This is a genomic window from Pseudomonas sp. NFACC45 (genome assembly GCF_900113505.1).
Taxonomy (GTDB): Bacteria; Pseudomonadota; Gammaproteobacteria; order Pseudomonadales; family Pseudomonadaceae; genus Aquipseudomonas; species Aquipseudomonas tehranensis.
The window spans coordinates 355,093-368,947 of sequence record NZ_FOPO01000003.1; the positions used below are offsets into that span (position 1 = coordinate 355,093).

Below are 13,855 nucleotides of genomic sequence, written 5' to 3' on the forward strand. Positions count from 1 at the left end.
CGAATACCCTGTAGGAGCTGCCGAAGGCTCGGGCCGCGTTCGGACGATCTTTTGATCTTGATCTGTGAGGCGTTTGTTCACGATTCAATTGTCTGGGGAAAGATCGCAGCCTCGTTGCACTCGACAGCTCCTACAGGGCGCGTCAGAACATCGGCCGCGCCGCGCCAATCGCCACCACCAGCAACCCGATCAACAGATTGATCCCCACCAGTTGCCGGATTTTCCCCAGCACCGCCGCGCCAGTCGGCCAGTCCTGAGCTGCTACGGCGTTGCGCAGTGCTGGTAACTGCAACCCCTGGATGCGAATAAACAACGCCGTCATCACCACATACAAGCCCATCATGATCTGCACATAACGTGGCGCGGTTTCAAAGCCGGCGAAGCGCATGTGGATCAGGCCCACACCGCTGATCGGCAAAAGCACCACCGCCACCCAGACCCAAACGAAAAAACGCTGAAACACTTCTACCCATAACTTGAGTCGGGCCGGGCCCTCAAGGGCCGCAATTGCGGCGGGGCGCAGGATCATCCAAGCGAAGAACATGCCGCCGACCCAGATCAGGGCCGCCAGTAAATGCAGGGTGTAGACGAGGGCAAAGGGTGTCATTGAGTTACTCCGTTCTGCGCAGGATTCATTAGCGGGGTATGATAGCCGCCGATCCGAACCACTGAAAATTTATCCAGCGTTTTTAGCGCCCGACCATTCATGATCAGCACCGAACTCAAAACCACGATCCAGGGCGCCTATTCGCGTTTTCTCGAAGCCAAGAGCCTCAAACCGCGATATGGCCAGCGCCTGATGATTGCCGAAGTGGCAAAAGTCCTGGGTGACATCGACACCGACGACGAAGGCCGGCGCAGTGGCGAGCCTGCCGTCGTGGCGGTGGAGGCCGGCACTGGCACCGGCAAGACCGTGGCCTACAGCCTAGCGGCAATCCCCACCGCCAAGGCCGCCGGCAAACGCCTGGTGATCGCCACGGCCACGATTGCCTTGCAGGAGCAGATCGTTTTCAAGGACCTGCCTGACCTTATGCGCAACAGCGGGCTGAATTTCAGCTTCGCCCTGGCCAAGGGCCGTGGGCGCTACATGTGCCTGTCCAAGCTCGACATGTTGCTCCAGGAAGGCCAGGCGCAGACCGCCACGGCCCAGTTGTTCGAAGAAGAAGGCTTCAAGATCGAAGTCGATGAGGCCAGTCAGAAGCTGTTTACCAGCATGATCGAAAAACTGGCCGGCAATAAATGGGACGGCGACCGCGACAGCTGGTCCACCGCCCTGGAAGACGCCGACTGGTCACGCCTGACGACCGATCATAGCCAGTGCACCAACCGTCATTGCCCGAACTTTGGCCAGTGCGCCTTCTACAAGGCCCGCGAAGGCATGGGCAAGGTCGACGTCATTGTCACCAACCACGACATGGTCCTGGCCGACCTGGCCCTGGGCGGTGGCGCGGTGCTGCCGGATCCGCGTGACACGATCTATGTGTTCGACGAAGGTCACCATCTGCCGGATAAGGCCATCGGCCATTTCGCCCATTACACCCGGCTGCGCTCCACCGCTGACTGGCTGGAAACCACCGCCAAGAACCTCACCAAGCTGTTGGCTCAACACCCGCTGCCGGGTGACCTGGGCAAGTTCATCGAACAGGTGCCCGAGCTGGCCCGTGAGATCAAGACGAACCAGCAGTTCATGTTCAGTGCCTGCGAGCAAGTGGCGGATTTCAAGCCCGGCGAAGACGTCGAGGGTCGTGATCGACCTCGCCATCGCTTTGTCGGCGGCGTCATTCCCGAGCACATGCGCGAGATGGGCGTCGAGCTCAAGAAAGGCTTCGCCCGCCTGACCGACCTGTTCACCCGTCTGACCGACCTGCTCAAGGAAGGCATGGACGGTGAGGTCAATATCGGTATCGCCAGCAACCAGGCCGAGGAGTGGTACCCGCTGTTCGGCAGTCTGCTGTCCCGCTCCCAGGGCAACTGGGAGTTGTGGACCGCGTTCACCACTGAAGATCCGGAAGACAACCCGCCGATGGCGCGCTGGTTGACCCTGGCCGAAAGCGGCTCGCTGTTCGACATCGAGGTCAATGCCAGCCCGATCTTGGCGGCGGAAATGCTGCGTCGCAACCTGTGGAATGTGGCCTACGGCGCGCTGGTGACTTCTGCCACGCTGACTGCCCTGGGCACGTTCGACCGTTTCCGCATGCGCGCCGGCCTGCCGAAAAAAGCCGTGACCGCCGTGGTTCCGAGCCCCTTCCATCATGCCGACGCCGGCGTGCTGCGGGTCCCGGACCTCAAGGCTGATCCGCGGGATGCCGCCGCCCACACGGCGGCGATCATTCGCGACCTGCCGGAACTGGTGGAAGGCTCGCGGGGGACCCTGGTGCTGTTTTCCTCGCGCAAGCAGATGCAGGATGTATTCGACGGCCTCGACCGCGATTGGCGCAAGCAAGTGTTTATCCAAGGCAACCTGTCCAAGCAGGAAACCCTGAACAAGCACAAGGCGCGGGTCGACGGCGGAGATTCCAGCGTGCTGTTCGGCCTGGCGAGTTTTGCCGAAGGCGTGGATTTGCCCGGTGCCTACTGTGAGCACGTGGTGATCGCCAAGATCCCGTTTTCGGTTCCGGACGACCCGGTGGAAGCCGCGTTGGCCGAATGGATCGAAGCCCGCGGCGGTAACCCGTTCATGGAAATTTCCGTGCCGGACGCCTCGCTGAAACTAGTCCAGGCCTGTGGTCGATTGCTGCGCACCGAAGAAGACCGCGGCACCATCACCTTGCTCGACCGCCGACTGGTGACCCAGCGCTACGGCAAGGCGATCCTCAACGCCCTGCCGCCGTTCCGCCGGGAGATTTCCTGATACGTGCAATGACTTGCTGTGGCGAGGGACCGCTGGGCCTGTAGGAGCTGGCGAAGCCTGCGATCTTTTGATCTTGATCTTTCGCTTGCGACTCAACTGTCTGGGACAAGATCGCAGCCTCGTTGCACTCGACAGCTCCTACAGGTGCAGCCGAGCGGGAGCAAGCTCCCTCGCCACAAAGGCCAGTGCCAGTCCGGTCAGCCGTCTCCCAGCAGTTCCCAAAAACCTCAATGGCTGAAACAATACAGGCCACTTCAAAAAAGTGTTTGTTTCAAGGGAGTTGCGGGTGCAGATTCAAGGCCATTATGAGCTTCAATTCGAGGCGGTGCGTGAAGCCTTCGCGGCGCTGTTCGACGATCCTCAGGCGCGCGGCGCGGCGTTGTGCATTCAGGTCGGCGGCCGCACGGTCATCGATCTGTGGGCCGGCACGGCGGACAAGGATGGCAGTGAAGCCTGGCACAGCGACACCATCGCCAACCTGTTTTCCTGCACCAAAACGTTCACCGCCGTTACCGCCCTGCAACTGGTGGCCGAAGGCAAGCTGCAGTTGGACGCCCCTGTCGCCCGTTATTGGCCCGAGTTCGCGGCAGCCGGCAAGCAAGCCGTCACGCTCCGTCAGTTGCTTTGCCACCAGGCCGGGTTGCCGGCGTTACGTGAACTGCTGGCGCCCGAAGCACTTTATAGCTGGCAGACCATGGTCGATGCATTGGCCGCTGAAACGCCCTGGTGGACGCCGGGAGAGGGTCACGGCTACGCGGCGATCACTTACGGCTGGCTGGTCGGCGAACTGCTGCGCAGGGCTGACGGTCGTGGGCCGGGGGCATCCATCGTGGCCCGGATTGCCAAGCCGTTGGGCCTGGATTTCCACGTCGGCCTGGCTGATGCAGAGTTTCATCGCGTAGCCCACATCGCTCGCGGCAAAGGCAATGTGGGCGATGCGGCGGCCCAGCGCCTTTTACAAGTGACGATGCGCGAACCCACGGCCATGACGACCCGGGCCTTCACTAACCCGCCCTCGATCATGACCAGCACCAATAAGCCGGAGTGGCGGCGCATGGAGCAACCGGCGGCCAACGGCCATGGTAACGCCCGCAGCCTGGCCGGGTTCTATGCCGGTCTACTGGACGGCAGCCTGCTGGAGGGCGAAATGCTCGACGAACTGACTCGCCAGCACAGCTTCGGCGAGGACAAGACCTTGTTGACCCAGACCCGTTTCGGCCTGGGTTGCATGCTCGATCAGCCGGATGTGCCGAACGCGACCTATGGCCTCGGCCCTCGGGCATTCGGTCATCCTGGGGCAGGGGGCTCCATCGGTTTTGCCGACCCGGAGCACGATGTGGCTTTTGGCTTTGTGACAAACACCCTCGGGCCATACGTTTTGATGGATCCTCGGGCGCAGAACCTTGCGCGGGTACTTGCCACTTGTCTATAAAACCTTAGCGAAGGCGGCGGGCACAGGAACCTCGTGTTCCTTTCAGTTTCCAACCGTCTGTTTATGCGGCCCGAACATGGCCTTTTGTTTTTTCATTTACATCATTTTGTGGATATCCAATGTCATCGAATAAAACCCTCGCTCTGGCGCTGTGCTTCGCTATCACCGGTTGCGCACAAAACCCACAAAATGATGCCGAGGGCGGCAGTGGCTGGTGGCCGTTCGGCGCCTCCGACAAGGTCGCGGCCAAAGAACCGACGTCAACGGCGCCGCTGAAACCGGCTGCTGTCGCGCCACAAGCCAAGGCCGAGGGTGCCCCTCACTGGTGGTGGCCGTTCTCTTCCGATGACGCCACCGACGGCGTCGCCAAAAAAGTCGACGCCAAACCTGAAGTCAAGGCGCCGGTTACCGTCGCCAAGGCCGAAGCTGAAAGCAACGGCAAGTGGTGGTGGCCATTCGGCGGCAACGATCAGGAAACCGCCAAGGCGGTACCGATGCCGGATCCGAAAGTCACCCAGGCCTGGCTCGACGACTACGAGCCGAAATTGCGCACGGCCATCAAGGACAGCAAGCTCGAACTTGAGCGCCGCGACGACGTGCTGGTGGTCACCGCGCCGGTGGACGGCTCTTTCAACCCGGACCGTCCGGCCATGCTGCTGCCGGTGAGCCTCGGCCCGTTCACCCGCGTGGCGAAAATTCTGGAAGCTGATCCGAAAACTGCCGTGCTGATCCTCGGCCACGCCGACACGTCGGGCGCTGCGCCGGTCAACCTGAAGCTCAGCCAGGAACGCGCCCAATCCGTGGCGGCGATTTTCCGTCTCAGCGGCTTGCAGCGTGATCGCCTGATGCTGCGTGGCATGGGTTCGGTTGCGCCCCGTGCCGCCAATGACAGCGTTGAAGGTCGCGCTTTGAATCGTCGTGTCGAGCTGCTGGTCACGCCGCAAAACACCATGGTTGCGCTGCTGAGCAAGTACAACATGCCGGCGCCGGCGCCAGTAAGGTTGGTGGCGGTCCAGGACGTGAAACCTGCGGCTTTGGCGCCAGCGCCCGCGCCCGCGGCTAACAAATCCAAGGCTGTTGCTACCAAAAAAGCCCCGGTCAAAAAGGCCGCCGCCAAGGCTCCTGCCAAAAAAGCCCCGGCCAAGAAAGCGACGGTGGCGAAGAAGCCGCAACCGACCAAAGCCGCTACCGATGCCAAGAAAGTCGCGGCCGCCGATGCATCCAAGCAGTGATGGGCTAATTACAAGGAGCGCGCCATGACCCAGACGCTGGCTGATATGCGCCGCGACTACACCCGCGATGGCCTGACCGAGGCGCAGGCCCCGGCCGAGCCGTTCGCGCTGTTCCACCAATGGTTCGCCGACGCGGTGAAAACCGAACAGGCGCCGGTGGAGGCCAACGCCATGACTTTGGCGACCGTGGATGCCGATGGGCGCCCGCATTGCCGGATCCTGCTGCTCAAGGGGCTCGATGCCCAAGGCTTCACATTCTTCACCAACTACGACAGCGCGAAGGGTCAGCAACTGGCCACGAACCCGTTCGCGGCCATGACTTTTTTCTGGCCGACGCTGGAGCGTCAGGTGCGTATCGAAGGCAAGGTGCTGAAGGTCACGGCGCAAGAGTCGGACGCCTATTACCAGGTGCGGCCATTGGGCAGTCGCCTCGGGGCTTGGGCTTCACCTCAAAGCCGGGTGATTGCCGGTCGAGGTGAGCTGGAAGACTTGCTCAAGGCCACCGAACAACGCTTCAGTGACAGCCAGCCTCACTGCCCGGAGCATTGGGGCGGCTATCGTCTGCTGCCCGAGCGTATCGAGTTCTGGCAAGGGCGGGCGAGCCGTCTGCATGATCGCCTCAACTATCGCCTGCAAGAGTCGAACTGGGTCCGCGAGCGTCTGGCGCCTTAACCTGGGGATAGCCCGCGGCGGCGGCCTGAAGCCATTGCGGCAGGTCGCGCCGCTTGATCCCTTGCTGTTGGGCGTCGGCCAATTGTTGCAGCATGTAAGCTTTTTTCAGCTCATCCTGCCCCGCCAATGACAGAGCCAGATCGCGGTCCATCCAGCGCTTGATCCGCACGTACAGCCACCAATGAAAGTACAAACCGGCTACGGTGGTAGCGGCTATGATGAAGTAATCCATGAGAAACCCCTCAGGTCAGTGACGCGGATAGCGGAAATTGGCGCTACTGTTTGGGTGAATTTTTCGGGCGAGTCTGTATCCCACCTGAATGAAAACAATTTTATCCCGGCGAAGCCGTGACAGGCGTCAAGCTGCGGAGTTTAATGAATACCTGTCTTTTGGAGTTTGATGCTATGCGTAAGTCTGTTTTGCTGGTTGCTTCCTTTTCCACGATGGCGATGTTGCTCACTGGCTGTCAGTCGAGCCTGACCGGTGACTCCTATTCCCGTGACGAAGCGCGTCGCGTGCAGACGATTCGCATGGGGACCATTGAAGCCTTGCGTCCGGTCAAGATCGAGGGCACCAAGACCCCGATCGGCGGCGCGGCGGGTGCGGTGGTAGGTGGTGTGGGTGGCAGCGCCATCGGTGGCGGCCGTGGCAGCATCGTTGCTGCCGTGATCGGCGCCGTGGCCGGCGGCCTGATCGGCTCCGCGACCGAAGAAGGCCTGACCCGTACCCAGGGTGTGGAAATCACCGTTCGCGAAGACGACGGTAGCGTGCGCGCCTATGTGCAACAGGTTCAGGAAAACGAAGTGTTCCGTGTGGGCGAGCGGGTTCGTATTTCCACTGTGGATGGTACGAGTCGCGTATCGCACTAAGCTGGAATCGCTAAGAGAAAACCGCGCTTTTTCCTGAACGGGGAGGCGCGGTTTTTTTATGGCTTCGTTTCGGGTGGGGGGCGCGGCGTGTATATCCGTTTCTTCGGTAACGGCCGCTTATGGTTCCGCTCTTACAGCGGCTCACTTTTGAAGAGCCTACGCGGCCCGGCGAAAAGTAAGCAAAACGCTTCTGCCCCACCACTCGGTGCCTCGCCTAGGCTCGGCATGCCTGAACGAAGGCATTGCTCCGTGGGCCGCCGCGAAGGGCCATCCATGGCCCAGCGCGGCTATCCCGGCATCCATGCCGGGATGCCCACTCCACAATGCCTGCGTTCAGCCTGCGTGGTTAACGGGGCGTCCGAGATCAACGTCCACCGCGAGGCGGCCTTATAGCCGACCTGTTTATTGATTGATCGCGTTTCCCCTGTGGAAGCTGGCTTGCTCACGAAAGCGGTATCACAGTCGATGAAGATGTTGGGTGTGTTGGCCTTTCGCGAACAAGCCCGCTCCCTCAGTGGTTCTGTGTTGGATATAAATTTGTGCTCGCTGAAAGGTCGAATGTGGGAGCGAGCCTGCTCGCGATGACGGCAGTCCATTCAATCGCTATGTAACTGAACTATCGCAAGGCTGAAAAGGCGGCTACACAGTTGACGAAGATGTTGCATGTGTCGACCTTTTCGCGAGCAGGCTCGCTCCCACAGGAAAAACGCGATCATCAAAAAAAACAGGTCGGCTATAAGGCCGCCTCGCGGTGGACGTTGATCTCGGACGCCCCGTTAACCACGCTGGCTGAACGCAGGCATTGCGCAGTGGGCATCCCGGCATGGATGCCGGGATAGCCGCGCTGGGCCATGGATGGCCCTTCGCGGCGGGCCCACGGAGCAATGCCGGAGTGAGGGCACACCGAGCCTAGGCGAGGTGCCGAGTGGTGGGGCAAAGCGTTTTGCTTACTTTTGCGCTCTTCAAAAGTGAGCCGCTGTAAGAGCGGAACCGCCAGTGGCCGTCACCGAAGAAACGGATATACACACCAATAAACACACAACAAACATCACCACGATCAGGTGATTTTAGTTGGCTTTAAATGCAGTCTGCTTACGACTAGCCGCCGCTGTCACCGCGTAACCCAGCAACGCCGCCAGCAGCGAGCCGGTGAGAATCCCCATTCGGTCCATACCGGCATACTCGCTGGCGCCGGGCACGAAGGCCAGGGACCCGACAAACAGGCTCATGGTGAAACCGATACCGCACAGGATGGCCACACCCAGTATCTGGCCCCAATTGGCATTGGCAGGGAGGCTGGCGATGCCGATCTTGACCGCCAGCCAGGTCAGGCCGAAGACACCCACGGTCTTGCCCAGCAACAGGCCGACGGCGATGCCCATTGGCACATGATGGGTGAAGCTCTCGAGGGTGACGCCACTCAGTGACAGGCCGGCGTTGGCGAAGGCGAACAGAGGCAGGATGCCGTAGGCCACCCAGGGGTGCAGGGCGTGTTCCAGGGTCAGCAGTGGTGAGGTCTCGGCGTTTTTTGTGCGCAGCGGAATGCAGAACGCCAGGGTCACCCCGGCGAGGGTGGCATGGACGCCGCTCTTGAGCACGCAGACCCAGAGAATCAGGCCGACGATCATGTAAGGGCCGAGCTTGACCGCGCCCATCCGGTTCATCGCCACCAGCGCAGCGATACAGGCGGCTGCAAGCGCCAGTGACAAGGTGGACAATGTGCCGGAGTAGAAAACGGCAATGATGACAATGGCACCCAGGTCGTCGATGATCGCCAGGGTCATCAGGAACAATTTGAGCGACACAGGCACTCGCTTGCCCAGCAAGGCCAGCACGCCGAGGGCGAAAGCAATGTCCGTGGCTGTAGGGATCGCCCAGCCTGCGAGGGCGCCCGGGTTGTCACGATTGAGGAACCAGTAGATCAGCGCCGGCACCACCATACCGCCAATCGCCGCGGCACCCGGCAAGACGATTTGCGAGGGATTCGACAGCTGTCCGTCGAGTATCTCGCGTTTGACTTCCAGGCCAATCAGCAGGAAGAACAGGGCCATCAGGCCGTCATTGATCCACAGCAGCGCCGGCTTGGCGATTTTCAGCGCTCCGATCTGGGCCACCACGGGGGCGTCCAGAAAGTCCGTATAGAGCCAGGACAGCGGTGAGTTATTGAGTATCAGTGCCAGGACGGCGGCGGCAATCAAAAGCAGGCCGCCAGCGGCTTCCAACTGAAGAAAACGTGCCAAAGTGCTACGGATAGCCAAGGTAGCTCTCCCTATCAAATCAAAAAGATGGCCCACCCTAACCCGTACTGTTAGTAGTTAAAACAAAAGTTATATTCTTTTTTGTTATATGTCGTTACAGCACATGGGCTGCACTCGGTGGGCAGTGACAGGCCATATTGGACCTTAGCTGTACCTGTGCGCGATGTCGGTTTTTTCCTAAGCTTGCGCCTGGTTTTTCCGAGACAAATCGTGCCTGCCTGAACGTCAGGTTACCCCGCGTCGCATCGATCCAGTGAGAAGACACCATGAATGACCACCGCCAGTGGGCGCGTGAAGCGATCCGTATTATCGAAGCTGACTTCCAGCGCAGCGCCGACACCCATTTGATTCCACTGGCGCTGCCAGGGCTGCCGGGTATCGAGTTGTACTTCAAGGATGAATCCAGCCACCCCACCGGCAGCCTCAAGCATCGACTCGCCCGCTCGCTGTTTCTCTACGCGTTGTGTAACGGCTGGCTCAAGCCTGGAGCGCCGGTGATCGAGGCTTCAAGTGGATCGACGGCCATTTCCGAGGCTTACTTCGCGAGGCTTTTGGGCTTGCCCTTTATTGCGGTGATGCCGGCGACCACGTCCAGGGAAAAAATCGCACAGATCGCCTTCTATGGTGGCCAGAGTCATCTGGTGGACGATCCTACGCAGATCTACGCCGAGTCCGAGCGTTTGGCCCGTGAGCATGACGGCCACTTCATCGACCAGTTCACCTACGCCGAGCGCGCCACGGACTGGCGTGCCAACAACAACATTGCCGAATCGATCTTCCAGCAGATGCGTTTCGAGCGGCATCCGGAGCCGAGCTGGCTGATTTCCAGCCCCGGCACCGGCGGCACCACCGCGACCCTGGGCCGTTACGTACGCTACCGCCAGCACTGTACCCGTGTGCTGTGTGCCGACGCCGAGCGTTCGGTGTTCTTCGACTACTACCGCAGCGGCGATGCGAGTCTGCGCCTGGATTGCGGTTCGCGAATCGAGGGCATTGGCCGGCCACGGGTCGAGGCGTCGTTTTTGCCCAAGGTGATCGATGCGATGGTCAAAGTGCCGGATGCCTTGTCGCTGGCGGCCATGCACTATCTGGCCCAGCGATTGGGCCGACGGGTCGGCGGATCCAGCGGCACTAACCTGATCGGTGCGCTGATCGCCGCCAGGCAGATGGTGGAAGCCGGGGAGACGGGCTCGATCGTGGCAATCTTGTGTGATGGGGGAGAGCGCTATGCCACGACCTACTACGATCCGGCGTGGCTCAAGGCCCAGGGCTACGAGTTAAGCGGGCTGATGGATGCCGTGGCGGCGAGTGTGGAGCGGGGTGAGGCGCTGCCGGAAAGCGTGCTTCGAGCCAATATCTGAACACTGGAAAACACTGAATTTCCTTGTGGGAGCGAGCCTGCTCGCGATAGCGGTGGGTCATTCAACATCTATTTCGAGCGTTGAACCGCAATCGCGAGCAGGCTCGCTCCCACATTGGAAGGAACGCTGTCAGGCTTCCAGGCCCAGGATATCCCGTGCCACCGCCTCGGCAATCCGGATCCCGTCCACGCCCGCCGACAGAATCCCGCCCGCGTAGCCAGCGCCTTCGCCAGCCGGGAACAAGCCCTTGACGTTCAGGCTTTGCAACGTTTCATCGCGGGTGATGCGCAGCGGCGACGAGGTGCGGGTTTCAATGCCGGTCAGCACGGCGTCGTGCAGCGAGTAGCCGCGAATCTGCTTTTCGAAAGCTGGCAGGGCTTCACGGATGGCTTCGATGGCGAAGTCGGGCAGGGCCAGGGCCAGGTCGCCCAAAGACACCCCCGGTTTGTAGGACGGCTCGACGCTGCCCAGCGCCGTAGACGGTTTGCCGGCAATGAAGTCGCCCACCAGTTGTGCCGGGGCTTCGTAGTTGCTGCCACCGAGCACGAAAGCGTGGGATTCCAGACGCTCCTGCAGTTCGATGCCTGCCAAGGGGCCGCCCGGGTAATCCACTTCCGGGGTAATGCCCACCACGATGCCGGAGTTGGCGTTGCGTTCGTTGCGTGAATACTGGCTCATGCCGTTGGTCACGACGCGGTTCGGCTCGGAGGTGGCCGCCACCACGGTGCCGCCCGGACACATGCAGAAGCTGTACACCGAGCGACCGTTCTTGGCGTGGTGCACCAGTTTGTAATCGGCGGCGCCAAGCTTCGGGTGGCCGGCATATTTGCCCAGGCGCGCGCTGTCGATCAGCGATTGCGGGTGTTCGATACGGAACCCCACCGAGAACGGCTTGGCTTCCATGTACACGCCGCGGCCGTGGAGCATGCGGAACGTGTCCCGGGCGCTGTGGCCCAGGGCCAGAATCACATGTCTGGAATGAATACGTTCGCCACTGGCCAGTTCAACACCGACCAACTGGCCGTCCTCGATCAACACATCCGTGACCCGCTGCTGGAAGCGTACTTCACCGCCGAGGGCGCGAATCTGCTCACGCATGTTTTCCACGACGCCTGTCAGGCGGAACGTACCGATGTGCGGCTTGCTGACGTAGAGGATTTCTTCCGGCGCGCCGGCCTTGACGAATTCGTGCAGCACTTTGCGACCCAGGAACTTGGGGTCCTTGATCTGGCTGTAGAGCTTGCCATCGGAGAACGTCCCCGCACCGCCTTCGCCGAACTGCACGTTGGATTCGGGGTTGAGCACACTTTTGCGCCACAGGCCCCAAGTGTCCTTGGTGCGTTGGCGCACTTCGGGGCCGCGCTCGAGGATGATCGGCTTGAAGCCCATCTGTGCCAGCAACATGGCGGCGAAGATCCCGCACGGGCCGAAGCCGACCACGATCGGCCGCTCGCTCAGGTCGGCGGGCGCCTGGCCTACCACTTTATAGCTGACATCCGGCGCCGGGTTGACGTTACGGTCATCGGCGAACTTGCGCAGCAAGCCGGCTTCATCGCGCACCGTCAGGTCGATGGTGTAGATGAAGCACAGTTCGGAGGACTTCTTACGCGCATCGTAGCTGCGTTTGAACAGGGTGAAGTCGAGCAGGTCATCGCTGGCGATGCCCAGACGCTGCACGATGGCTGGGCGCAGGTCTTCTTCGGGATGGTCGATCGGCAGCTTGAGTTCGGTGATTCGTAACATGACAGGATCCGGTTCGCGGGACGCACAACTGCGCCAGGGCGTGAGGCGGCGATTATAAGCCAAAAACCTTCGAATCAGTCGTTACGCGCACCGCCGAAGTAAGCGCAGCCGCGCTGTACCTGACCGTTGACCCGCAGCTCGGCGCTCATGTGCTGCACGCTGCCGGTCGCGCTGTCGACGCAGCGCTGGGGAGTGACCCAAAGCTCGACCTTCTGGCCGTTGGCTTCGGTGCCGAGATTGAAGCGGCCATCGCCCAGTTGTTCTTCAACGAAAGGCACTGCCAGAGGTGGCTGGCCCTCACGTTCGAGCACCAGGCCATTGCCGCGGGCGTCCAGAGTCCACTCGGGGCCATGGCCCGCGGCGCGCAGGAGCAGCCGCTTGAAGTCAGCGTCGTCGCAAGCGTTGCCTGAACGTTCCAGACGATACAGTTGTTCCAGGTTCAATTGGCTGTCGGTACCGGCCGCTGCGCTGGTGACGATATGGCCTCGCACATCGGCAAACAGTTTGCCCTGGTCATCGGCCAGGTTGGCGGCCTCTTGCAGCACGCTGGTGCCGCCGCTGTCGTTGACGATGTAACGACGCTGTTCCTGGCACGGCTGAAATACCAACTTGCCATCGGCTGCAGTCAGTTCGCCCTGCATGCGCATCTGGCCGGCATGGGAAACGCTCTGAGGTGGAGCGTCGAGCAACTGGCAGCCGGCGAAAAGCGGCAGGAGGGCGACAAACAGCAGGGAACGAGCGGCACGCATCATTGAGTCTCCAGACAAGTGCCGCCACGTTACGCAGACTGATCCTGCATCACAAGGGGTCAACCAACGTGAAAGGTCTGCCCGGTCTGCAGGCCTTCGACACTCTTGGCGTAGGCCAATGCGACATCGGCGGCTGGCACCGGCTTATAGCCACGGAAGTACGGGGCATAGTTGTCCATGGCTTCGAGCAGCACGTTCGGACTCACTGAGTTGACCCGCAAGCCCCGGGGCAATTCGATGGCCGCGGCCCGCACGAAACTGTCCAGGGCACCGTTGACCAGGGCCGCCGATGCACCGCTTCTGATCGGATCGTGGCTGAGCACGCCAGTGGTGAAGGTGAAGGACGCCCCGTCGTTGGCGAATTCGCGGCCGATCAGCAGCAGGTTGACCTGGCCCATCAGTTTGTCTTTCAAGCCCAAGGCGAAGCTGTCCTGCGTCATCTCGTCCAAGGGGGCAAAGGTGACGTTGCCCGCTGCGCAGACCAGCGCATCGAAGTGGCCGGTCTTCTCGAACAGGGCGCGGATCGAGCTGCTGTCACTGATATCCACGTGCAGGTCGCCGCTGTGACGGCCGATACGCACAATGTCGTGACGCGGCGACAGTTCGTTATCAATGGCCGAACCAATGGTGCCGCTGGCGCCGATCAACAGGATTTTCATTAGCTGTTCCTCAATGGGCTGGATGAGA

Annotated in this window: 12 protein-coding genes; 6 read left to right on the forward strand and 6 right to left on the reverse strand. The window is 61.2% G+C overall.

What is annotated here, in order from left to right; genetic code table 11:
• Positions 1-142: 142 nt before the first annotated feature.
• Positions 143-607 (reverse strand): CopD family protein, encoded by a 465-nt coding sequence (locus BM132_RS07305; RefSeq protein WP_092396982.1) that lies wholly within the window; start codon positions 605-607, stop codon positions 143-145.
• A gap of 99 nt (positions 608-706) precedes the next feature.
• Here BM132_RS07305 and dinG point away from each other — a divergent pair, with 99 nt between their 5' ends.
• From dinG to pdxH, 4 genes are all read left to right on the forward strand, one after another.
• Complete coding sequence (gene dinG, locus BM132_RS07310; protein WP_092454270.1) at positions 707-2,851, forward strand: ATP-dependent DNA helicase DinG; 2,145 nt, start codon at positions 707-709, stop codon at positions 2,849-2,851.
• A gap of 286 nt (positions 2,852-3,137) precedes the next feature.
• Positions 3,138-4,283 carry a serine hydrolase domain-containing protein gene (locus BM132_RS07315; protein WP_092454272.1) on the forward strand — a complete coding sequence of 382 codons (1,146 nt, stop codon included), beginning with the start codon at positions 3,138-3,140 and terminating at the stop codon, positions 4,281-4,283.
• Between the two features lie 119 nt (positions 4,284-4,402).
• Positions 4,403-5,515, forward strand: coding sequence for an OmpA family protein (locus BM132_RS07320; RefSeq protein ID WP_092454275.1), 1,113 nt, complete (start codon positions 4,403-4,405; stop codon positions 5,513-5,515).
• 24 nt (positions 5,516-5,539) lie between these two features.
• Positions 5,540-6,187: a pyridoxamine 5'-phosphate oxidase gene (pdxH, locus tag BM132_RS07325; RefSeq protein ID WP_092454277.1), complete on the forward strand. Its 648-nt coding sequence runs from the start codon at positions 5,540-5,542 to the stop codon at positions 6,185-6,187.
• Here pdxH and BM132_RS07330 read toward each other — a convergent pair.
• The gene (locus BM132_RS07330) at positions 6,135-6,419 is read right to left on the reverse strand and encodes a hypothetical protein (protein WP_092454279.1); all 285 of its coding nucleotides are present in this window, start codon (positions 6,417-6,419) and stop codon (positions 6,135-6,137) included. The two genes, pdxH and BM132_RS07330, sit on opposite strands and share 53 nt — an antisense overlap.
• 173 nt (positions 6,420-6,592) lie before the next feature.
• Between BM132_RS07330 and BM132_RS07335 the strand changes: the two genes are divergently transcribed.
• Entirely contained in the window at positions 6,593-7,057 is a 465-nt protein-coding gene (locus BM132_RS07335; RefSeq protein WP_092454282.1) for an outer membrane lipoprotein, read from the forward strand.
• 1,067 nt (positions 7,058-8,124) lie between these two features.
• On the opposite strand, the gene nhaA is transcribed toward BM132_RS07335, so the two are convergent.
• Positions 8,125-9,315: a Na+/H+ antiporter NhaA gene (gene nhaA / locus BM132_RS07340; RefSeq protein ID WP_092396992.1), complete on the reverse strand. Its 1,191-nt coding sequence runs from the start codon at positions 9,313-9,315 to the stop codon at positions 8,125-8,127.
• Positions 9,316-9,581: 266 nt separating this feature from the next.
• Here nhaA and BM132_RS07345 point away from each other — a divergent pair, with 266 nt between their 5' ends.
• Complete coding sequence (locus tag BM132_RS07345) at positions 9,582-10,676, forward strand: PLP-dependent cysteine synthase family protein (protein ID WP_092454284.1); 1,095 nt, start codon at positions 9,582-9,584, stop codon at positions 10,674-10,676.
• 129 nt (positions 10,677-10,805) lie between these two features.
• On the opposite strand, the gene BM132_RS07350 is transcribed toward BM132_RS07345, so the two are convergent.
• The 3 genes from BM132_RS07350 to BM132_RS07360 form a co-directional block, all read right to left on the reverse strand.
• Positions 10,806-12,419, reverse strand: coding sequence for an NAD(P)/FAD-dependent oxidoreductase (locus BM132_RS07350; protein WP_092454286.1), 1,614 nt, complete (start codon positions 12,417-12,419; stop codon positions 10,806-10,808).
• 74 nt (positions 12,420-12,493) lie between these two features.
• A complete protein-coding gene (locus BM132_RS07355) occupies positions 12,494-13,168 on the reverse strand; it encodes a COG3650 family protein (RefSeq protein WP_092454473.1) in 675 nt (224 codons plus the stop codon).
• A 59-nt stretch (positions 13,169-13,227) separates the two neighbouring features.
• Positions 13,228-13,827, reverse strand: coding sequence for a short chain dehydrogenase (locus tag BM132_RS07360; protein WP_092454288.1), 600 nt, complete (start codon positions 13,825-13,827; stop codon positions 13,228-13,230).
• Between the last annotated feature and the right edge of the window lie 28 nt (positions 13,828-13,855).